Genomic DNA, 21,014 nt, shown 5'->3' with positions numbered 1-21,014 from the left:
GATGCGTAAATGGACAATGGCGGTGTTGCCGCTGGCTTTGGCGATGACGGTGGCCGCGTGTAACGGAACCGACCGCGGCGATGGCAATCATTCGGCCAAAAGTGAGGCGGCGCCGTCCGCCAACGCGGGTCCGGTCACCGCCAAAACCTATGCGCTGACCGGCTTCACCGGCGTCAAGGTCGCCGGCCCCGATGACGTCACCATCCGGCAGGGCGACACATTTTCGATCAGCGCCAAGGGTCCGCAGGCGGTGCTCGACGAGCTGGAGATCGAGCTCGATGGCTCGACATTGTTGATCGGCCGCAAGCGCGAAGGGTTCAGCTTTTCGCATCGCGACGACAAAGACGTCGAGATTGCGATCACCATGCCGCGGCTGACCGCGGTGCGCCTGACCGGATCGGGCGAAATCGACGCCGACAGCGTCGATGGCGATGCGGTTGAGGCCGTCGTTACCGGATCGGGCGACCTCAAGATCGCGAAACTGACGGGCAAGAGCGCCGAGATTAGCGTATCGGGTTCGGGCGATATCGAGATCGGCGGCGGCACGGTCACATCGGGCGAATATAGCGTGACTGGATCGGGCGACATCGACGCCGACGGACTGGTCGCCCAGACGCTCGATGTCTCGATCACCGGATCGGGCAATATCGACGCGCAGGCGGCGGGCAAGGCCGATGTCAGCATTTTGGGATCGGGCGATGTCACGCTGGGCGGCGGCGCGACCTGTTCGTCACGCCAGATGGGTTCGGGCTCGGTCACCTGCAAATGAAGCGATGCTGGTGCCGCCTGACCGAAAGGGGTAGGGCGGCACCATGACCCTTCCCATTCGAAGCGCCGCGCTCGCGGCCATCACCCTGCTCGCCATTGCTCCTGCCGCGGCCGCCGAAAAACGCTTTGGTTTGACCAGCTTTGAAGCGATCGACGTCAACGCCGATTACGCGATCGAAGTGACGACGCGCGCGCCCGTCGGCGCGGTGGCGACCGGACCGCAGGATGCACTCGACCGGCTGACCATCGACGCGCGCGACGGACGGCTGGTGATCGGCCAGCGTGAGTTTGCCGGCGATGCGGATCGCCGCGCGCCGCGGGGGGCGGTGACGATCCGGATCAATGCGGCCAACCTGCGTTCGGTGACGATGGGCGGTGCGGGGTCGCTGCAGATCGACCGCCTGAAGGGGACGCGCGTCACCATCGGCCTGCGCGGTCCGGGTACGATGTCGGTGGGCGCGATCACGACCGACCGGCTGTCGGTCGTGATGATCGGTAACGGCACGATGACTCTAAGCGGCACCGCCAAGCAGGCGCAGATGACCGTTTCGGGGGCCGGATTGTTCGATGCGGGCGCATTGGCCGTGGATATGCTGACGTTCGATGGCGAGGGCGCCGGTGACCATGTGCTGCGCGCTGTGAAAACCGCGGCGGTGGCGGCGCGTGGGGTGGGCAAAACGGTGGTGCTCGGCAAGCCGGTGTGCACGGTGCGCAATGTCGGCAATGGGTCGGTGCAGTGCGGCACGGCCAAGCGATAGCGGTCCGATCCCTTCCGCCTGCGGGAGGGCAAAAATCTATTGCGCTGCCGTGCCCAATCCGTCGATCTTCTTCGACTGGCGCATGATCAAACCCGGGAACCAGCGCGCAAGGCGGGCCAAGCGTTTTGCCATCTTGCCGACCGTGGTGTGAACCTTTTCTCCATGGACTGCCGCCCACGCCGCTTCGGCGACGCGTTCGACAGGGATGATTTCAAACCCGCTTTGCGACAGGCGATCGCGCGCCGGGGCGTTGCTGTCGGCGCTGACCTGATCGAGCAGCGGGGTGTCGATGAAGCCGGGCATCAGCGAGCGCACCTTGATGCCGTGTTTGGCGAACTCGATCTCCAGCGCCTCGGTCAGACCGCGCACGGCGAATTTCGTCGCTGAATAAATGGCAAGCCCCGCAACACCGTAAAAGCCCGACGCCGATCCGGTGTTGAGAATTGCCGATCCCGGCGTCGCGCGCAGCAGCGGCAGCGCGGCATAGGTGCCGTTGACGACGCCGCCGAAATTGATCGCGATCAGCCGGTCGGCCTCGGCCGGCGGCATGTCGGCGAACTGGCCGCCGGTTCCGATCCCGGCATTGTTGAACAGGACGTCGAGGCGGCCGCCGCTTTGCTCCGCAAAGGCGTCCAGCGCGGCGTTCCACTGGTCGCGATCGCGCACGTCCATGTCATGCCGCGACGAGGCGCCGTCGGGAAGTAGCGCGGCGGTTTCGTCGATCCCGGCGCGGTTGACGTCGGCGATCCCGACGAACCAGCCCTGGTCGGCGAAATGGCGCGCGACCGCGCGGCCAATGCCCGAACCGCCACCGGTGATGAAAATAGCCTTCCGTGCCATCCTGCCCTCCTTACATTCTTGTTAGTGGGACAAGATAAGAAGCGGGCGGGTCCGTCAAGCGGCAATGACGGCTTGGCAACGTCGAGCCATGCTGGTTAAGAGAGCGCGATGACCCGCGGCGTGCGCCTGATCCTCTTCTCCCTGTTGCTGCTTTGCGCCGGGCTGACCGCGCCGGCCCGCGCCGAGGTGGTCGTAAGCTTCTACAGCCATGATTTTGGCGACCGCTTTCCGCATGCCTTCATCGTGATAAAGGGCACGGTCGACGCGACAGGCGAAGCGATCGACGCCAATTACGGTTTCACCGCGACGTCGGTCAGCCCGGCGATTCTGCTTGGATCGGTGAAGGGCGAAGTCCAGACATCGAAATCTGACTATATCGAAAAGAGCGACCGCCAGTTTGACGTCACCGTCGACGACGCAACCTACGCAAGATTGATGGCCAAGGTCGGCGAATGGCGCGACCGCAAGCAGCCGAGCTACAGTCTGAACAAGCGCAATTGCGTGCATTTCGTAATGGAGTTGGCGGAGGTGGTCGGGCTCAAGGTCAATCGCAAGAGCAAATTGTTCAAGAAACCGAAAAGCTTTCTGATTGAAGTGAAGGGGCTCAATCCGGAGTTGGGCTGACGACCGTTTTGCACTGATTGCGGACCTCCACTGTCGTCATCCCCGACTTGATCCGGGTTCCATCTCCTCTAGTAGGATAAGGCAGCGCAGGCGGTTTTGGACCCCGGATAGAGTCCGGGGTGACACGAAGACATGAGGGGGCCGTCGACCCCATGGTTGCGCTTCTGAGGGATATTGGGGGCGGTTCTGCGCGAGCAGTCCACCCCTAGACGCGGCGCACCTTTCACCCTATGTTCAGGGAACGGGGCGCAATATCTGAGGCTCCGAACGCAACAGGGGCTATTCTTGCGGTTATTTCTGACCCTTTTGGCATTGTTGACTGGTTTGGCGACGGCCGACCGGGCCGTTGCCGCGCCTGCCACACCGGCGGCGATGGGGGCGCTTGTCCTGCTGGCCGAAACGGCAGGGCAGGCCGAAGTCAGCGATAGCGAGCGCCGCCCGACCGCGACTGCGCCGACGCGGCGTACCGGCAGTGGCACCGGACGCAAACCGCGCAAAGCCGCGCCGCCGCATCTTCCCGGCCTGCTCACCGGCAGCGACCGCGCGCTCGAATAGAGCGGCGCCTTGGCGTCCTTTCGCGGCGCCGCCCCGTCTCGGGGCTTTTTGCATCTTAACGCGGCCGCGCGCCGCCATTTCATCCGAAATTCAAGGAAATCCCAATGTTTTCTGGCCTAGCCAAGAGCCTGTTCGGCTCGTCCAACGACCGTTATGTCGCCTCGATCCGCAAGATCGTCGACAAGATCAACGCCTTTGAACCGACGATGCAGGCATATGACGATGCGGCGTTGCAAGCGCAGACGCCGAAATTCCGCGCGCGCCTTGAAGCCGGCGAAACGCTCGACGACATCCTGCCCGAAGCCTTTGCGACGGTGCGCGAGGCGGCCGTCCGCACGCTCGGCATGCGCCATTTCGACGTTCAGATGATCGGCGGCATCGTCATGCACCGCGGCGAAATCGCCGAAATGGGGACGGGCGAGGGCAAGACGCTGGTCGCCACGCTCGCGGCGTATCTTAACGCGCTCGAGGGCAAGGGCGTCCATGTCGTCACCGTCAACGACTATCTCGCGCGCCGCGACGCCGAATGGATGGGGCAGGTCTATGCCTTCCTGGGCCTGACCACCGGGATCATCGTCCCCAACCTCAACGAGCTGGAACGCCGCGACGCCTATGGCAGCGACATCACCTATGCGACGAACAACGAGCTGGGGTTCGATTACCTGCGCGACAATATGAAGTTTGATCGCCAGCAGATGGTCCATCGCGAGTTTAATTTCGGCATCGTCGATGAGGTCGATTCGATCCTGATCGACGAAGCGCGCACCCCGCTGATCATTTCCGGTCCGACCGACGACAAGTCCGAACTGTACATCCGCGTCAACGCGATCGTGCATCAGCTGGTCGAGGATGATTATGAGAAGGACGAAAAGTCCAAATCGATCAACCTGACCGAAGACGGCACCGAGCATGTCGAGCGTCTGCTCGAGGATGCCGGCCTGCTTCAGGGCAGCAACCTTTACGATATCGAGAACACGCAGGTCGTCCATCACGTCAATCAGGCGTTGAAGGCGATCGTGATGTTCCGCATCGACACCGACTATATCGTCAAGGACGACAAGGTCGTGATCATCGACGAATTCACCGGCCGCATGATGGACGGACGCCGCTGGTCCGACGGACTGCACCAGGCGGTCGAGGCGAAGGAAGGCGTCCAGATCGAGCCCGAGAACCAGACGCTGGCGTCGATCACCTTCCAGAATTATTTCCGCATGTATCCCAAACTGTCGGGCATGACCGGTACCGCGGCGACCGAAGCGGCCGAATTTTTCGACATCTACAAGATGAACGTCGTCAACATCCCGACCAACCGCCCGATCGCCCGCCAGGACGACGAGGATGAGTTCTACAAGAATATCGCTGACAAGTTCGGCGCCATCGCCAAAACGATCCGCGAAGCAAACGACCGCGGCCAGCCGGTGCTGGTCGGCACCGTGTCGATCGAAAAGTCTGAACTGCTGTCGTCCTACCTTGAAAAGGAAGGCGTACCGCACAGCGTCCTCAACGCGCGGTTCCACGAGAGCGAAGCGCATATCGTCGCGCAGGCGGGACGCACCGGCGCGGTCACCATCGCCACCAACATGGCCGGCCGCGGTACCGACATCAAACTCGGCGGCAACGAAGAATTCCGCATCGACGACGAGCTGAAGGATGTCCCCGAAGGCCCCGAGCGCGAAGCCGGTATTGCGCGTATCACCGCCGAAGTCGCCGCCGAGCGTGAAGCGGTGAAGGCATCGGGCGGGCTGTTCGTGCTGGCGACCGAGCGCCACGAAAGCCGCCGCATCGACAACCAGCTGCGCGGTCGTTCTGGGCGTCAGGGCGACCCTGGCCTGTCGAAATTCTACCTCTGCCTCGACGATGATCTGCTGCGTATCTTTGGTCCCGACACGCTGTTTTCCAAAATGATGAACAAGAATCTGGAGGACGGCGAGGCGATCGGGTCGAAATGGCTGTCGAAGGCGATCGAGACCGCGCAGAAAAAGGTCGAGGCGCGCAACTACGACATCCGCAAACAGGTCGTCGAATATGACAATGTCATGAACGACCAGCGCAAGGTCATCTATGAACAGCGCGGCGAAATCATCGACAGCGAGACCGTCGATGAAGTGATGATCGCGATGCGCGCCGAGACGGTCAACGCGATTGTCGCCGACGCCTGCCCGCCGGGCAGCTATCCCGAACAATGGAATATCGAGCAGATGAAGGAGCGGGTCGCCAATATCCTCGACCTCAATCCGCCGATCGACGCGTGGATGGAAGAAGACGCGGTCGATGCCGAAATTTTCGAAGAGCGCATCCAGGCCATGGCCGATGCGGTTGCGGCCGAGAAAGCGGCGCTCGTCGATCCCGACACGTGGAAGGGTATCGAGAAATCGGTGCTGCTTCAGACGCTCGACCATCAATGGAAAGAGCATCTGGCGACGCTCGATGCGCTGCGTCAGGTCGTGTTTCTGCGCGCTTACGCGCAGAAACAGCCGATCAACGAATATAAGCAGGAAGCCTTCGCCCTGTTCGAACGCATGCTGTCGAGCATTCGCGAGGATGTGACGCGCACCGTGGCGCGCATCGACCTGCGCTTTGACGAGCCTGAGCCGATGGCGCTCCCCGACCTGCCCGATTTCCTGACGACGCACATCGATCCGTTCACCGGTGAAGATAACAGCGCCGACATCGACGGCGGGGATCTGTGGTTGATCGCGAATACGCTGCCGCCGATGCAAATCCCGCGCCCCGATCTGCCCGAAGGCGAAAATCCTTACGCGGCGCTGGATATCAGCCGGAACGCTCCGTGCCCCTGCGGTTCGGGCCGCAAGTACAAGCACTGCCACGGCGCGATTTGACGTTCGAATACCCCGCTGACGTGTAGGGCAACCGCTCGGGATTCTTCGCCTTGCTGTTAACGACAATGTTGTTGGGTCTGGAGAAGATATCATGGGCGGATTAGCGGTCGCATTCGGATTCACGGCTTTGCTTTATGCCGCGGTCGGATTTGGCGGCGGATCGACCTACACCGCGTTGCTGTTGCTCGGCGGGGTTGCGGTCGGGCTCGTCCCGGCGATCAGCTTGGCGTGCAATGTCATCGTCGTCAGCGGCGGCACGATCCGCTTCGCGCGGTCGGGTGTGATGCCTTGGGCAAAGGGGCTGCCGCTTGTCGCCGTCGCCGCGCCGCTCGCGTTCCTCGGCGGGCTGACTCCGGTGAAGCAGGGGGTGCTGGTGACCTTGCTTGGTCTGTCGCTGCTGGCCTCGGCGCTCGCGCTGTTGATCCAGCCGCAGACGGCGAAGCCGGTCAAGCTATCGCCCGCACTGCTGCTGCCGATCGCGGCAGCGCTCGGCTATCTCGCGGGGGTCGTCGGCATCGGCGGCGGTATCTTCCTCGCGCCGATCCTGCACCTGATCCGTTGGGCAGAAGAACGGTCGGTCGCCGCGACCGCGAGCCTCTTCATCCTCGTCAACAGCCTGTTCGGGCTGACCGGCCAGTTGATCAAGGGCAAGGGCGGCGAGATGATGGGCGCTGTCGTGAGTCACTGGCCGTTGCTGGTCGCGGTATTGATCGGCGGTGCCATCGGGACGCAGCTTGCGGTGAAAAGCGGGCGCGCGACGCTTATCCGGCGGCTCACCGCCATACTCGTTGGGGTCGTCGCGATCCGTCTGTTGTTTGGTTTCTAACGCTTTTTTGCGCGCTTGCCTTCCCCTGTGGCGGTGCTAGCATTGCCCACACAAGCTTGACGGCCACGCAGTCGGCAAGCGCCGCAGCAGCTGGAACAGGATGCGCCGCGCGCCCCGCGCGCGGTAATGGTTGGCAGGTTGCGTGGAAAGGTCAGGCGCATTTCCTTTTTCGATGAAATGAACAGCCAAGAGGGCGAAACCCGGTCGCCCTATCAAGACTATTGCGGGTGGTTCGAGGCTGAGGATGTCGCGCGTATTCAGCACAAGACGGTGCAGGCCGAGGCGCTGTTCCGCACCACGGGGATCACTTTCAACGTTTATGGCGCCGCCGACGGTGACGAACGGCTGATCCCGTTCGACGTCGTGCCGCGGATCATTTCGGCCAGCGAATGGCGCCGCCTGTCGCGCGGCATCGAGCAGCGCGTGCGCGCGCTGAACGCCTTTCTCTACGACATCTATCACCGGCAGGAGATTTTGCGCGCCGGTCGGGTGCCGACGGCGCTGATCGCCGGCAACGAAGCCTTTTTGCCGATGATGATGGGGCTCGACCCGCCGGGCGGCATCTATACGCACATCAGCGGCACCGACATCGTGCGCACTGGCGCCAATGAATTTTATGTGCTCGAGGACAATGCCCGCACCCCGTCGGGGGTGTCATACATGCTCGAAAACCGCGAAACGATGCTCCAGATGTTTCCCGAGCTGTTCGCGAAGGTCGCGGTGCGCGAGGTCAGCGATTATCCGATCAACCTGCTCAAATCGCTGGCCGCCTGTGCGCCGCCGGCGTGCGGCGGGACGCCGACGGTCGCGGTGCTGACCCCCGGCATCCACAACAGCGCCTATTATGAGCATAGCTACCTCGCCGACCACATGGGCGCCGAACTGGTCGAGGGGCATGATCTGCGCGTCGTCGATGGACGCGTCGCAATGCGCACGACACAGGGCTATAAAGCGATCGACGTCCTCTATCGCCGCGTCGATGATGATTTCCTCGATCCGCTGAACTTCCGCCCCGATTCGATGCTCGGCGTGCCGGGGATCTGGGACGTCTATCGCGCCGGCGGCATTACCATCGCCAACGCGCCGGGGACCGGTATCGCCGACGACAAGGCGCTGTACAGCTACATGCCCGACATCATCGAATTTTATACCGGCGAAAAAGCGCTATTGCCCAACGTGCCGACGTGGCGCTGTTCGGAGCCTGAGCATTTGCGCGAAGTGCTCGACCGGCTGCCCGAACTGGTGGTCAAGGAAGTCCATGGATCGGGCGGCTACGGGATGCTGGTTGGGCCGGCAGCGAGCAAGAAGGAGCTGGCGGCGTTCCGCGCCAAGCTGGAATCGAACCCCAGCAACTATATCGCGCAGCCAACGCTGTCGCTGTCGACCGTGCCGATCTTTACCAAAAAGGGGTTGGCGCCGCGCCACGTCGATCTGCGCCCCTTCGTGCTGATGTCGCCGCAAGGGATCACGATCACGCCGGGCGGACTGACCCGCGTCGCGATGACCCGGGGATCGCTGGTGGTGAATTCGAGCCAGGGCGGCGGCACCAAAGACACCTGGGTGTTGGAAGACTGATGCTGGGCAAGACCGCAGGATCGCTGTTCTGGATGGCGCGCTACCTTGAGCGTAGCGAGAATAATGCGCGCCTGATCGACGCGGGGTTCCGCATCGCGCTCACCCGGTCGAGCACCGCTGCCGCCGAATGGAAATCGGTGCTGGTAACCGCGGGGGTCAATCCGGCCTTCAAAGCCGCGCATGGCGACTACAGCTCGGCGCGGGTGATCGATTTCCTGCTCCGCGATCCCGCCAATCCGTCCAGCATCTTGTCGGTGATCAGGCTGGCGCGCGACAATGCCCGCACCGCGCGCACCGCGTTGACCCGCGAAACATGGGAGGCGGTCAATACCAGCTGGATGACGCTGACCGCGCTGCTCAAACGGCAAGTGCGGGAAGACGATCTGCCCGACGTGCTGACCACGATCCGCCAGCAAAGCGCGCAGGTCCGCGGCGCACTGAACGGCACGATGCTGCGCAACGACGGCTATCATTTTGCGCTGCTCGGCACCTATCTTGAGCGCGCCGACAACACGGCGCGCATTCTCGACGTCAAATATTATCTGCTGCTGCCCTCGGTCGCGCATATCGGCACCTCGATCGACAATGTGCAGTGGGAGACGATCCTGCGTTCGGTGTCGGCGCACCGCGCCTATCGCTGGCTCTATGGGGCCGAAATCAGCGCGCTGAAGATTGCGGAATTCCTGATCCTGTATCGCCAGATGCCGCGCAGCCTGGCCTTTTGCAGCGAGCGGATGGAGCATCATCTGGCACAGCTTCAGCGCGCATATAACGAGGAAACCGCGGCGTGCCGGATGGCGCACACGCTGGCCCATGAAAAACTCAACGCGCCGATCCAGTCGATCTTTGACGGCGGCCTCCACCAATATGTGACCGGCTTCCTGCGCGATACCGCCACACTCGCGCGGCAGATCGAGCGCGACTATCGGTTTGTCGAATGAAACTTCGCGTCGAACATATCACCCGCTATCAATATGATACACCGGTCCGGTACGCGCTGCAGCAGCTCAAGCTGACGCCGAAAGACCGGCCTGGGCAGCAGCATATCGTCGACTGGGCGATCGAGGTCGAGGGCGGCACGCAGCAGCTGCACTATAGCGACCATCACGGCAATGGCGTCGATTTGATCGCGGTCGATAGCGGCGTGACCGATCTCATGATCCGCTGTCATGGCACCGTCGAACTCGAAACATGGGACGGCGTCATCGGCGCCCACCGCGGCGCGATGCCGCTGTGGACCTTTCTGCGGCCCACGCCGCTGACGCGGGTGGGGCGGCAGGTGCGGGCGCTGACCGCGCAGCTCGGCCGCGACTATGCCAATGACATCGAACGCGCGCATGCGCTGTCGGCCCTCATCATCGAGCGGCTGGCGTACCGGATCGGGTTTACCGATGCCGAAACGACCGCCGAACAGGCGCTGGGCAGCGAGGGCGGGGTGTGTCAGGATCATGCCCATATTTTCATTGCCGCGATGCGCCACCTGGGCCATCCGGCGCGTTATGTGTCCGGCTATCTGATGATGGACGATCGGACCCAGCAGGACGCGACGCACGCGTGGGCCGAGGCGCATTTCGAAAATATCGGCTGGATCGGTTTCGATGTCAGCAATGGCTATTCGCCCGACCAGCGCTATATCCGCGTTGCCACCGGCCTCGATTACCGCGATGCTGCGCCGGTTCGCGGCATGCGATATGGTGCGGCGCAAGAAAATCTGGTTGTTCAATTGCAGGTCCAGCAATAAGCGGATCGGGGGCGATCGGAACGATCCGGGGCGGGGATACGGGATTCGATGACTTATTGCGTTGGGATGCGTTTGAACAAAGGGCTGGTGTTCATGTCGGACACCCGCACCAACGCGGGCGTCGACGACATCGCGCAGGTCCGCAAGATGCGCAGCTGGCATATGCCCGGCGAGCGCGTCATCACTTTGATGTCGGCGGGTAATCTGGCGACGACGCAAGCGGTCGTCAGCCTGCTCGACGAACGGACCAAGGCACCCGAAGAACGCCATCCGTCGATCCTCGCCGCGCCTTCGATGTTCTCGGTTGCGACGATCGTCGGCGAAACACTGCGCCAGATCGTCATGCGCCACAGTGCCGAGGGGCCGGCCGCTGCGTCGCCCTTTCGGGCGTCGCTGATCGTCGGCGGCCAGATCAAGGGCGCCGAACCGCGCCTGTTCATGGTCTATCCCGAAGGCAATTTCATCGAGGCGGGCGAGGACAATCCGTTCTTTCAGATCGGTGAAACCAAATATGGCCGCCCGATCATCGTCCGGTCCTACGATCCGGCGATGTCGTTCGAAGATGCAGTGAAACTGCTCTGCGTGTCGTTCGATTCGACGATCCGCGCCAACGCTGGTGTCGACCTGCCGATCGACCTCAAAATCCACGAACGCGACGATTATACGACGGTGCGCGAGCGGCGGTTCGAACGCGGCGACCCTTATTTCGACAGCGTCGCCGACGGCTGGGCCGAAGCACTGGGAATCGCTCTGGCGGAATTGCCCGACTTTCATTTCTGATCGCCCTCGACGGCGATCTGGTCAAACTAGGGAAAGGATCGCATGTCGCGCTGGATTGCCGCCGCTCTCCTTCTGATGGCCGCTCCCGCCACGGCTAAAGAATCGGGCTTTGACACGGCGCTGCGCGACTTTCGCGAGCTGCACCGCACCGAAATGCGCCGATCGGGCATCGTCGGGAGCAGTTTTTACTTGGTGCAGGACGGCCGGACCGTCGCCGCCGATCACCTAGGCGAGCAGGATGGTGATGCCCATGTTCCCGTCGATGCCGCGACGATCTATCATTGGGCGTCGATCACCAAGACGATGACGGGGATTGCGATCATGCAGTTGCGCGATCGCGGGCTGCTGTCGCTCGACGATCCCATCATACGCTATGTACCCGAATTGGCGGCGGTGCATAATCCGCACGGCGACACCGGCGCGATCACGCTGCGCCAGTTGATGAGCCATAGCGCAGGATTTCGCAGCGGAACCTGGCCGTGGCGCGACCATGACTGGCAGCCGTTCGAACCGAAGGAATGGTCGCAGCTGGCGGCGATGCTGCCTTACACCCAGGTTGAGTTTAAGCCTGGCACGCGCTTTGGCTACTCCAATCCCGGCATCGTCTATCTCGGTCAGGTGATCGAGCGGCTGTCGGGCGAGGATTATGAAGTCTATATCGACAAAAATATCCTGAAGCCGCTGGCGATGCACGCCAGCTATTTCGATCGCACCCCGCCGCACCTGCTGCCGCATCGGTCGCACAGCTATACTATCCGTGATGGCCGGCGGGTCGCCGCGCCCTTCGATGCCGATACCGGCGTGACCGTGTCGAACGGCGGGCTCAATGCGCCGATGCCCGACATGGCAAAGTATGTGGCGTTCCTGCTCGGCGATCCGGCGCGGCAGAGCGACTATGATCTGGTGCTCAGGCGGTCGTCGCTCGACGAAATGTGGGCGCCGCAAATCGCGGCGGGCGAGGACTTCACGCAGGGCCGGATGGCCACGACGACGCAGAGCGGCCTTTCCTTCTTCATCGACCAGAGCGCGGGGGTGCGCTTTGTCGGGCACAATGGCGATCAGAACGGCTTCCGCGCTTATCTCAGCCTGTGTCCCGAACAGCATGTCGGTAGCCTGTTGGCATTCAATACTGAAACCCGGGGGGTCGAGAACAGCGCGGCCAATCGCAAGACGGCGGAATCGCGCATCGCGCTGGCAATCGATGGCCTGTGCGAGGCGCTGGCGAAGTAGCTCTACTTTCTCATCATCCCGGACTTGATCCGGGGTCCAAGGGCGCTCCGTCCCAATGGATCCCGGATCAAGTCCGGGATGACGATTGAGGCTATTTGTTCTTCCGCCCCTCGATCAGCCCATCGACCAGACTCGGATCGGCCAGCGTCGACGTATCGCCCAGCGAGCCGAAGTCGTTTTCTGCGATCTTGCGCAGGATGCGGCGCATGATCTTGCCCGACCGCGTTTTGGGGAGCCCCGGGGTGAGGTGGATATGGTCGGGGGTCGCGATCGGACCGATTTCCTTGCGGACCTGCTGCTTGAGCGCCGCGGCGACCTCTTCGGTAGGTTCGACCCCGGCGTTGAGCGTTACATAGGCGTAGATGCCTTGGCCCTTGATGTCGTGCGGGAAGCCGACGACCGCGGCTTCGGCGACATCCTCGTGCAGCACCAGCGCGCTTTCGACCTCGGCGGTGCCCATGCGGTGGCCCGACACGTTGATGACATCGTCGACGCGCCCGGTGATGCGCCAATAGCCTTCGGCATCGCGGCGGCAGCCATCGCCGGTGAAATATTTGCCCTTGTAGGTCGAGAAATAGGTTTCGGCGAAGCGCGCATGGTCGCCATAGATCGTCCGCGCTTGTCCGGGCCAGCTGTGGGTTATGCAGAGATTTCCTTCGGCCGCCCCGCCGGTTTGTTCATCGACCAGCACGCCGCCCTCGGCATCGACGAGCTGCGGGCGGACGCCGAAAAAGGGGCGCCCTGCGCTGCCCGGTTGCGCGGGATGTGCGCCGGGCAGGGTGGTGATCATGATGCCGCCGGTTTCAGTTTGCCACCAGGTATCGACGACGGGCACGCGGTCCTTGCCAACGACATGGCTATACCAGCGCCAAGCCTCGGGGTTGATCGGCTCGCCGACGCTGCCGAGCAGACGGAGCGACGACAGATCGTGGCGGGTCACATAGTTATCGCCCTCGCGCATCAGCGCGCGGATCGCGGTCGGGGCGGTGTAGAGGATGTTGACCCGGTGCTTGTCGACGACCTGCCAGAAGCGGTCGTGGTCGGGGTGGTTTGGCACCCCTTCGAACATCAGCGTTGTCGCGCCGTTTTGCAGCGGGCCATAGACGACATAGCTGTGGCCGGTGACCCAGCCAATATCGGCGCTGCACCAGAAAATCTCGCCGGGGCGATAATCGAAACCGTAGTGGAAGGTGCTGGCGGTCCACACCGAATAGCCGCCGACGGTATGGAGCACGCCCTTCGGTTTACCAGTCGATCCCGAGGTGTAGAGGATGAACAGCGGGTCCTCGGCATTCATCGGCTCGCACGGGCAGGTGTCGCCGACATCGGCCGACAACGCGTCGTACCAATGATCGCGGCCCTCCTGCATCGCAACGTCGCCGCCGGTGTGGGCGATGACGAGAACCGCCTTCACATCGACACGCTCAAGCGCTTTGTCGACATTGGCCTTGAGCGGCACGGTCTTGCCGCCGCGCCGTCCTTCGTCGGCGCAGATCACCCAGTCGCTGGCGCAATCCTCGATGCGGCCGTGGATCGCCTCGGGCGAGAAGCCGCCGAACACGACGCTGTGCACCGCGCCAATGCGCGCACAGGCCAGCATCGCGACTGCCCCCTCGGGGATCATCGGCATGTAGATGGTGACGCGGTCGCCCTTTTGGACGCCCATTTTCTTCAGCGTATTGGCGAAGCGGATGACGTCGGCGAGCAGCGCCGCGTAACTGATCGTCCGCGTCTCCCCATCGGGGGCGTCGGGTTCGAATATGATCGCGGTGCGATCGCCATGGCCGACCGCAACGTGGCGATCGACCGCGTTGTGGCAGAGATTGAGCAAGCCATCTTCATACCATTGGATCGCAACCGGGTCGTAAGACCAGTTGCCGATCTTCGTCGGCGAGGTGATCCAGTCGATCCGCTTCGCCTGTTCGGCCCAGAAGATGTCGGGATCGGTGATGCTCTGCGCGTAAAGCCGGTCGTAGTCGGCGGCGCTGCAATGCGTGTTCGCGGCGGCATCGGCAGGAACGGGGACAAAAGGTTCGGACGGCGGCAGTTCGGACACTATTGGCTCTCCTCTATTCGCCCTTCTCATAGCCGTTCGCATCGAGCGAAGTCGAGATGCCCATGGTCGCATACGACTTCGGGGTGTCTCGACCCTTCGACTTGCTCGGGACATGCTTCGCTCGACACGAACGGGCGAGGGCGTTTAGAGGCAGCGCGAGAGTATCGCGAAAGGAAAGAAGATGGCCGTGATCGGCGAAGAAGTCGGGCGTCTGCTTGACGGAATAGGAGTCGACCGCGCGTTGTGGATCGACGGGTCGCTGCCGTCGGTCACGCCACTGACCGGCGAGCGGCTGGCGATGGTGAAGGTCGCCGACGCCGCCACAACCGGCGATGCACTGGACAAGGCAAGTGCGGCGTTCCGCGCCTGGCGCCATGTCCCCGCACCGCGCCGCGGCGAGCTGATCCGATTGTGGGGCGAAGAACTACGCGCGGCAAAGGACGATCTGGCCAAGCTGGTGACGATCGAGGCGGGCAAGATCCCGTCCGAGGGCGCGGGCGAGGTGCAGGAAATGATCGACATCTGCGATTTTGCCGTCGGCCTGTCACGCCAGCTCTATGGCCTCACCATGGCGACCGAGCGCTCGGGCCACCGGATGATGGAGGTTTGGCATCCGCTCGGCGTCGTCGGGGTGATTTCGGCGTTCAACTTTCCGGTTGCGGTGTGGGCGTGGAACGCCGCACTCGCGCTGGTCTGCGGCAACAGCGTCGTGTGGAAACCGTCGGAAAAGACGCCGCTGACCGCGTTGGCGGTGCAAGCGGTGTTCGATCGCGCGGTGGCGCGGTTCGGCGACGCGCCGGACGGCCTGTCGCAACTGCTGATCGGCGAGCGGGAGGTGGGCGAGGCGTTGGTCGACGACACGCGTGTCGCGCTGATCTCGGCGACCGGCTCGACGCGCATGGGCCGCGCGGTGGCGCCGCGGCTGGCGCAGCGCTTTGCGCGCGCGATCCTCGAGCTTGGCGGCAACAATGGCGTGATCGTTGCGCCATCGGCCGACCTCGACCTTGCACTGCGCGGGGTGGCGTTCGGCGCGATGGGAACGGCGGGGCAGCGCTGCACGACGACGCGGCGGCTGTTCGTCCACGACAGCATCTATGACGGCTTCGTCGCGCGGCTGAAGGCCGCCTATGCCAGCGTGGCCGTTGGCAACCCGCTGACCGGCGACGTGCTCGTCGGCCCGCTGATCGACCGCGCGGCCTTTGAGGCGATGGACCAGGCGCTGGCCGCAGCGCGACGCGCGGGCGGCGTCGTGCACGGCGGCGAACGGGTTGGCGATGGTGCGAGCTTTTATGTAAAGCCCGCACTGGTCGAAATGCCGGGACAGGTCGGGCCAGTGCTGGAAGAGACGTTCGCGCCGATCCTTTACGTCATGCGCTATTACGACCTAGGTGCGGCGATCGACCAGCACAACGACGTGGCCGCCGGGCTGTCGTCGGCGATCTTCACCACCGACCTGCGCGAGGCAGAACGCTTTCTTGCGGCAAGCGATTGCGGCATCGCCAACGTCAATCTGGGGACAAGCGGGGCTGAAGTCGGCGGGGCGTTCGGCGGCGAAAAGGAAACGGGTGGCGGACGCGAGTCCGGATCGGACAGCTGGAAAGCCTATATGCGGCGGGCCACCAATACGATCAATTATTCCGACGCGCTGCCGCTGGCGCAGGGGGTTTCGTTCGAGATCTGACGGCGAGAACATAATCCAAATCGCCGTTCGCATCGAGCGAAGTCGAGATGCCCATCGGTCGTGCGCGCCTTAGGGGTGTCTCGACTTCGCTCGACACGAACGGGTTTCAGAAATCTAAGCTGACTGCCATCCGAAGCCTTCTTCAAGCGCGACGACCTGGCCCGTTGTGCCCACCGGCTCGTGCTCACCGTCGGTCAGGAACGCCAGCATCGCCGCGTCGCTCACATCGACATTCGCCAAGGTGCGCTTGTCGTCAGGGGTGCGGGCGACGACGACCCCGGCTTTCGGGGTGCCGTCGCGGCCGTAAAATATCGTGTAGCTTTCGATCACGGCCGTACCGGCATAATCCTCGACCAGTGGCGGCACCGCGCCGCGCTTTGCTTCGGCTTCCGCCTGATAGTCGAAGTCTTGCGGGAAAATCGCGACCGCTATCGGCGCCTTGCCCAGCACGATGCAATGATTGTCGGTGGCAAAGCCGCCGTTGGCGAACAGGAAGCCATAGCGGCCTTCGCGGCGCAGCTTGTCGACCATCGAGACGATCGCGTGGCTCATATAATTGGCGATCGGGCCGCCACCGAAAGTCAGGCCGCCAAACACCGTTGCAGGGCGATCCCATGACCATCCGAGAATGCGCCGCGCCATCTTGGGGACGCAAGGGAAACAGCTGTAAAGTTCGACGCAATCGAAATCGTCGGCGGTCATCGCGTTCAATGCGAGTGTACGCGCGATCGACGTCTCCATGCTGACGCTGCCGTCATAACGGTCGCGGTGGAGGATGCTTGCGGGTTCCTTCGCTGCGGCGCCCATGCCGACATAGATCAGCCGGTCCTCGGCGATCCCGCGCCGCCGCGCCTCGGCAAGGCTGGCGACGATAAAGCCGGCGCCCTGGTTCACCGACGAATTGGCGACCATCAGTTTCGAATAGGGAAATGCGATCGGGCGGTTGCGCTCATCGACGCGCAGGATATCTTCGGGCGTCGCAGGCTTGCGGATCCACGCGCCTTCGTTCGCGGCGGCGACCTCGGAAAAGCGCGACCAGATTTCTGCGCTTTCGGTTTGTGCCTCGGCGAGGCTCTGACCCCACGCCGCGCGCGTCGCGTTTTCGTAAAGCGGATAGACGTCGACCGGGGCCGCGAGGCCGTGGAGTTGGGCATAGTTGGGCTCGCGCCGCGTCGCGACCTTGCGGATCGCGTTATAACTTTTGTCCTCGCCGCTCGCCGCCTGGGCGGCGCGGCCGGCGGCGGTGCGCAACGCCTCGGCGCCGACGATCGCGGCGAGCTTGATCTCGCCCGCGCCGATGCGGTTCGCCGCTTCGTTGAGCAGGCGTACGGGGGTGTCGCCGTGCGGCGCGGCAGACTGGTAGTTGACCGCCGGGTTCGCGCCGATCGCGGCGGCGAGCGGGTCGCACAATTTGCCCAAGCTGTGAAAGCTGATCTGGTCGACGATCGCGAGGCTGTCGAGATCGGCCAGCGATACGCCAGCGTCTGCCGCCGCGATTTTCAGCGCCTCCACCATCAGCCCAAGCGAATCCAGCCCTTCATAGGGATCGGCGGGGCGGTCGTTGATCTGCCCACCGCCGATGATGACGGGGATACGCTCGGGGTCGGTCATGGCCATGCTTAGCAGGCCTTCCACACCGGCTTGCGCTTTTCGGCGAAGGCGCGCGGGCCTTCCCGGGCGTCCTCGCTGCGCATCAGCGCGGTGCGCTCTAGCGTGTTGGCTTCCCAATAGGGCGCGTCGGCGGCGATGCGGCGCTCGTGGATGCCGAGTGCGACGCGCTTCGACGCTTGCACCGACAGCGGCGCATTGGCGGCGATTTTTTCGGCCAGCGCGATGGCGGTAGGCAGCAGGTCGGCGAGCGGGACAACATGGTTGACCAGCCCGAACTCGGCGGCGCGCGCGGCGGGGATCGGGTCGCCGGTCAGCATATATTCCATCGCCAGCTTGCGCGGGATTTGCTGGGCGAGGCGAAAGGCGCCGCCCGCCGCGGCGAACAGCCCGACCTTGACCTCGGGCAGGCCGAATTGCGCGTGATCGGCGGCGATGATGATGTCGCTCATCAACGCGATTTCGCAGCCGCCGCCAAAGGCGAAGCCGTTGACCGCAGCGATGATCGGTTTCGAGATCGGGTGCGACACCATGCCGGCAAAGCCCCACGCTTGCTGCGCTGGATCGTCGGGGTAGAGGCTTTCGCCGCGCGACAGCGCGACGAGGTCGGCGCCGGCGCAAAAGCTCTTCTCGCCCGCACCGGTGATGACGACGACGCGGATTTCTGGATCGTTTTCTGCTTCTTCGAGTGCCGTGCCGATGCCGATATGGACCGCAGCGTTGACCGCGTTGCGCGCTTCGGGCCGGTTGATCGTGACGATGAGGACATAGCCCTGGCGCTCGGTAAGGATGGTTGTGTCGGTCATGCGAATCTCTCCCTTTGGCAGGAGTATCGCGGTTGGTTGACGTTTACGTCAACTGCTAACCGTCGCCCCGCCTTGGCGGCGACGACGGCACAGGGTCAGATCGACTGCCCGGTCTTCGCCCAATCGGCCATAAAGCCTTCGATGCCCTTTTCGGTCAGGACATGCTTGAACAGCCCCTTGATCACCGACGGCGGGGCAGTCATCACGTCGGCGCCGATTTTGGCGGCTTCGAGCACGTGGATGCCGTGGCGGACGCTGGCGACCAGGATTTCGGTCGGATAGGCGTAATTGTCGTAAATCAGGCGGATGTCGGCGATCAAAGCCATGCCGTCGAAACCATTGTCGTCGTGGCGGCCGACGAACGGCGAGACGAAAGTCGCGCCGGCTTTTGCCGCCAGCAGCGCCTGATTGGCCGAAAAACACAGCGTGACATTGACCATCGTGCCGTCGCTGGTCAGCGCCTTGCACGTCTTGAGCCCGTCGATCGTCAGCGGCACCTTGATGCAGACGTTGTCGGCGATCTTGCGCAGAATCTCCGCCTCTTTCATCATCGTTTCATGGTCGAGCGCGACGACCTCGGCCGACACCGGGCCGTTGACGATGGCGCAGATTTCCTTGGTCACTTCCTTGAAATCGCGGCCCGACTTGGCGATCAGCGACGGGTTGGTGGTGACCCCGTCGAGCAGGCCGGTTGCGGCGAGCTCCTGGATGTCGGCGATTTCGGCGGTGTCGGCGAAGAATTTCATGGCGCGGGCTTTCTGTCGGAAGAGCGATTCGGTGGTTGCGTCCGCCCTAGAACAGTGCGGGCAAAATATGAACCGTCCTCACCCCCGTTCGTCATGCCGGACTTGATCCGGCATCCATAGCAGCGGCGCTGCATGGACCCCGGATCAAGTCCGGGGTGACGAATGAGGAAAGGGCTAGCGTTCCACGTTTGTTCCGATTATGCGATCCGCATGGCCAAAGCAAAACGCCAATATGTCTGCCAGAATTGCGGCTCGGCGACCTATCGCTGGCAGGGGCAGTGCGCCGATTGCGGCGAGTGGAACACGCTGGTCGAGGAGGCGGGCGAAACCGTGTTTTCGGCCAAGCACGACCTCAGCAAGGGCGGGCGGACGATCGCGCTCGAAACGCTCGATGCCGACAGCAAGATGCCTGAACGGATGCTCTGCGGTATTGCCGAATTCGACCGCGCGCTGGGCGGCGGATTTGTCGCCGGGTCGGCGACGCTGATCGGCGGCGATCCGGGGATCGGCAAATCGACCCTGTTGTTGCAAGCCGCGGGACGGCTGGCTCAGGCGGGCAAATCGGTCGTCTATATCAGCGGCGAGGAAGCCGCGGCGCAGGTGCGGTTGCGCGCCCAGCGACTGGGGCTGGGCAATGCACCGGTCGCGCTGGCGAGCGCGACCTCGGTGCGCGACATATTGGCGACGCTTGACCGCCAGACCGCCGATTTCGTCGTGATCGATTCAATCCAGACGATGCACAGCGACCTGATCGACAGCGCGCCGGGGACAGTCAGCCAGGTCCGCGCGAGCGCGCAGGAACTGATCCGCTATGCCAAGGACAGCGACGCCGCGATCGTGCTGGTTGGCCATGTCACCAAGGACGGGACGATCGCCGGGCCGCGCGTGCTCGAACATATGGTCGACACCGTGCTGGCGTTCGAGGGCGAGCGCAGCCACCAATATCGTATCCTGCGCGCGGTGAAGAACCGTTTTGGCGGCACCGACGAGATCGGGGTGTTCGCGATGGGCGAGGAGGGGCTGGGCGAGGTGAGCAACCCGTCGAGCCTGTTCCTGACCGACCGCAGCCGCGATGTGCCGGGTTCGGTGGTCTTTCCCGCATTGGAAGGCACACGGCCGGTGTTGGTCGAAGTGCAGGCGCTGACCGTGCGGCTGGCGAGCGGGGCAACGCCGCGCCGCGCCGTGGTCGGTTGGGACAGCGGGCGGCTGGCGATGGTACTCGCGGTGCTCGAAGCGCGCTGCGGGCTGCAAATGGGCGCTGCCGAAGTCTATCTCAACATCGCGGGTGGTTATCGGCTGACTGATCCGGCGGCAGATCTGGCGGTCGCCGCGGCGTTGATCTCGGCGTTCACGGAGCGGCCGGTGCCTGCCGACGCCATCGTCTTCGGCGAATTGTCGCTGTCGGGCGAGGTGCGGCAGGTATCGCACGACGGATTGCGCCTGCGCGAAGCGGCAAAGCTCGGTTTTTCCAACGGCTGGGGGCCAAAGGGAATGAAGCCGGTCGGCGGAATATCGGTGACCGGTTTCGAACGGCTCGGCGAACTCGTTGACCTGATGCTCGGTCGCGACTAGCCACCCCT

At 63.6% G+C, this 21,014-nt stretch carries 18 protein-coding genes; 13 read left to right on the top strand and 5 right to left on the bottom strand.

Annotated features, from left to right (window positions below; translation table 11 throughout):
* The first annotated feature begins 1 nt into the window (after position 1).
* Complete coding sequence (locus ACQY6T_RS03380; RefSeq protein WP_428628405.1) at positions 2-769, top strand: head GIN domain-containing protein; 768 nt, start codon at positions 2-4, stop codon at positions 767-769.
* Positions 770-812: 43 nt separating this feature from the next.
* The gene (locus ACQY6T_RS03375) at positions 813-1,526 is read left to right on the top strand and encodes a head GIN domain-containing protein (protein ID WP_428628404.1); all 714 of its coding nucleotides are present in this window, start codon (positions 813-815) and stop codon (positions 1,524-1,526) included.
* Between the two features lie 36 nt (positions 1,527-1,562).
* On the opposite strand, the gene ACQY6T_RS03370 is transcribed toward ACQY6T_RS03375, so the two are convergent.
* The gene (locus ACQY6T_RS03370; protein ID WP_428628402.1) at positions 1,563-2,366 is read right to left on the bottom strand and encodes an SDR family oxidoreductase; all 804 of its coding nucleotides are present in this window, start codon (positions 2,364-2,366) and stop codon (positions 1,563-1,565) included.
* A gap of 108 nt (positions 2,367-2,474) precedes the next feature.
* Between ACQY6T_RS03370 and ACQY6T_RS03365 the strand changes: the two genes are divergently transcribed.
* The 9 genes from ACQY6T_RS03365 (at position 2,475) to ACQY6T_RS03325 (ending at position 12,537) form a co-directional block, all read left to right on the top strand.
* The gene (locus tag ACQY6T_RS03365) at positions 2,475-2,990 is read left to right on the top strand and encodes a hypothetical protein (protein WP_428628400.1); all 516 of its coding nucleotides are present in this window, start codon (positions 2,475-2,477) and stop codon (positions 2,988-2,990) included.
* Positions 2,991-3,302: 312 nt separating this feature from the next.
* The gene (locus ACQY6T_RS03360) at positions 3,303-3,545 is read left to right on the top strand and encodes a hypothetical protein (RefSeq protein ID WP_428628398.1); all 243 of its coding nucleotides are present in this window, start codon (positions 3,303-3,305) and stop codon (positions 3,543-3,545) included.
* 104 nt (positions 3,546-3,649) lie between these two features.
* A complete protein-coding gene (gene secA, locus ACQY6T_RS03355) occupies positions 3,650-6,385 on the top strand; it encodes a preprotein translocase subunit SecA (RefSeq protein WP_428628396.1) in 2,736 nt (911 codons plus the stop codon).
* A 91-nt stretch (positions 6,386-6,476) separates the two neighbouring features.
* A complete protein-coding gene (locus tag ACQY6T_RS03350; RefSeq protein WP_428628393.1) occupies positions 6,477-7,211 on the top strand; it encodes a TSUP family transporter in 735 nt (244 codons plus the stop codon).
* 177 nt (positions 7,212-7,388) lie between these two features.
* Positions 7,389-8,786 (top strand): circularly permuted type 2 ATP-grasp protein, encoded by a 1,398-nt coding sequence (locus ACQY6T_RS03345; protein ID WP_428628391.1) that lies wholly within the window; start codon positions 7,389-7,391, stop codon positions 8,784-8,786.
* Positions 8,786-9,727 carry an alpha-E domain-containing protein gene (locus tag ACQY6T_RS03340; protein WP_428628390.1) on the top strand — a complete coding sequence of 314 codons (942 nt, stop codon included), beginning with the start codon at positions 8,786-8,788 and terminating at the stop codon, positions 9,725-9,727. The genes ACQY6T_RS03345 and ACQY6T_RS03340 overlap by 1 nt, the downstream gene beginning before the upstream one ends.
* Positions 9,724-10,527: a transglutaminase family protein gene (locus ACQY6T_RS03335; RefSeq protein ID WP_428628387.1), complete on the top strand. Its 804-nt coding sequence runs from the start codon at positions 9,724-9,726 to the stop codon at positions 10,525-10,527. The genes ACQY6T_RS03340 and ACQY6T_RS03335 overlap by 4 nt, the downstream gene beginning before the upstream one ends.
* A gap of 48 nt (positions 10,528-10,575) precedes the next feature.
* Positions 10,576-11,307 (top strand): peptidase, encoded by a 732-nt coding sequence (locus tag ACQY6T_RS03330; RefSeq protein ID WP_428628386.1) that lies wholly within the window; start codon positions 10,576-10,578, stop codon positions 11,305-11,307.
* Positions 11,308-11,349: 42 nt separating this feature from the next.
* On the top strand, positions 11,350-12,537 hold the full coding sequence (locus ACQY6T_RS03325; RefSeq protein WP_428628383.1) for a serine hydrolase domain-containing protein: 1,188 nt from the start codon (positions 11,350-11,352) through the stop codon (positions 12,535-12,537).
* Positions 12,538-12,628: 91 nt separating this feature from the next.
* Here ACQY6T_RS03325 and acs read toward each other — a convergent pair whose 3' ends face one another.
* Entirely contained in the window at positions 12,629-14,593 is a 1,965-nt protein-coding gene (acs, locus tag ACQY6T_RS03320) for an acetate--CoA ligase (RefSeq protein WP_428628381.1), read from the bottom strand.
* A gap of 181 nt (positions 14,594-14,774) precedes the next feature.
* Here acs and amaB point away from each other — a divergent pair, with 181 nt between their 5' ends.
* Complete coding sequence (amaB, locus tag ACQY6T_RS03315) at positions 14,775-16,274, top strand: L-piperidine-6-carboxylate dehydrogenase (RefSeq protein WP_428628380.1); 1,500 nt, start codon at positions 14,775-14,777, stop codon at positions 16,272-16,274.
* A 114-nt stretch (positions 16,275-16,388) separates the two neighbouring features.
* On the opposite strand, the gene ACQY6T_RS03310 is transcribed toward amaB, so the two are convergent.
* The 3 genes from ACQY6T_RS03310 to fsa form a co-directional block, all read right to left on the bottom strand.
* Complete coding sequence (locus ACQY6T_RS03310; protein WP_428628377.1) at positions 16,389-17,891, bottom strand: acetyl-CoA acetyltransferase; 1,503 nt, start codon at positions 17,889-17,891, stop codon at positions 16,389-16,391.
* 2 nt (positions 17,892-17,893) lie between these two features.
* The gene (locus tag ACQY6T_RS03305; RefSeq protein ID WP_428628375.1) at positions 17,894-18,688 is read right to left on the bottom strand and encodes a crotonase/enoyl-CoA hydratase family protein; all 795 of its coding nucleotides are present in this window, start codon (positions 18,686-18,688) and stop codon (positions 17,894-17,896) included.
* Between the two features lie 95 nt (positions 18,689-18,783).
* Entirely contained in the window at positions 18,784-19,434 is a 651-nt protein-coding gene (fsa, locus tag ACQY6T_RS03300) for a fructose-6-phosphate aldolase (protein WP_428628373.1), read from the bottom strand.
* A 210-nt stretch (positions 19,435-19,644) separates the two neighbouring features.
* Between fsa and radA the strand changes: the two genes are divergently transcribed.
* Positions 19,645-21,006, top strand: a complete 1,362-nt coding sequence (gene radA / locus ACQY6T_RS03295; RefSeq protein WP_428628371.1) for a DNA repair protein RadA — start codon at positions 19,645-19,647, stop codon at positions 21,004-21,006.
* Positions 21,007-21,014: the final 8 nt, after the last annotated feature.

The organism is Sphingopyxis sp. (assembly GCF_965279725.1).
Lineage (GTDB): Bacteria > Pseudomonadota > Alphaproteobacteria > Sphingomonadales > Sphingomonadaceae > Sphingopyxis.
This window is presented reverse-complemented; position numbering and strand designations above follow the sequence as displayed.

Coding starts and splice junctions, on each gene's coding strand:
- ACQY6T_RS03380 (WP_428628405.1), top strand. CDS start 2: ATGCGTAAATGGACAATGGCGGTGTTGCCGCTGGCTTTGGCGATGACG.
- ACQY6T_RS03375 (WP_428628404.1), top strand. CDS start 813: ATGACCCTTCCCATTCGAAGCGCCGCGCTCGCGGCCATCACCCTGCTC.
- ACQY6T_RS03370 (WP_428628402.1), bottom strand. CDS start 2,366: ATGGCACGGAAGGCTATTTTCATCACCGGTGGCGGTTCGGGCATTGGC.
- ACQY6T_RS03365 (WP_428628400.1), top strand. CDS start 2,475: ATGACCCGCGGCGTGCGCCTGATCCTCTTCTCCCTGTTGCTGCTTTGC.
- secA (WP_428628396.1), top strand. CDS start 3,650: ATGTTTTCTGGCCTAGCCAAGAGCCTGTTCGGCTCGTCCAACGACCGT.
- ACQY6T_RS03350 (WP_428628393.1), top strand. CDS start 6,477: ATGGGCGGATTAGCGGTCGCATTCGGATTCACGGCTTTGCTTTATGCC.
- ACQY6T_RS03345 (WP_428628391.1), top strand. CDS start 7,389: ATGAACAGCCAAGAGGGCGAAACCCGGTCGCCCTATCAAGACTATTGC.
- ACQY6T_RS03340 (WP_428628390.1), top strand. CDS start 8,786: ATGCTGGGCAAGACCGCAGGATCGCTGTTCTGGATGGCGCGCTACCTT.
- ACQY6T_RS03335 (WP_428628387.1), top strand. CDS start 9,724: ATGAAACTTCGCGTCGAACATATCACCCGCTATCAATATGATACACCG.
- ACQY6T_RS03330 (WP_428628386.1), top strand. CDS start 10,576: ATGACTTATTGCGTTGGGATGCGTTTGAACAAAGGGCTGGTGTTCATG.
- ACQY6T_RS03325 (WP_428628383.1), top strand. CDS start 11,350: ATGTCGCGCTGGATTGCCGCCGCTCTCCTTCTGATGGCCGCTCCCGCC.
- amaB (WP_428628380.1), top strand. CDS start 14,775: ATGGCCGTGATCGGCGAAGAAGTCGGGCGTCTGCTTGACGGAATAGGA.
- ACQY6T_RS03310 (WP_428628377.1), bottom strand. CDS start 17,891: ATGGCCATGACCGACCCCGAGCGTATCCCCGTCATCATCGGCGGTGGG.
- ACQY6T_RS03305 (WP_428628375.1), bottom strand. CDS start 18,688: ATGACCGACACAACCATCCTTACCGAGCGCCAGGGCTATGTCCTCATC.
- fsa (WP_428628373.1), bottom strand. CDS start 19,434: ATGAAATTCTTCGCCGACACCGCCGAAATCGCCGACATCCAGGAGCTC.
- radA (WP_428628371.1), top strand. CDS start 19,645: ATGGCCAAAGCAAAACGCCAATATGTCTGCCAGAATTGCGGCTCGGCG.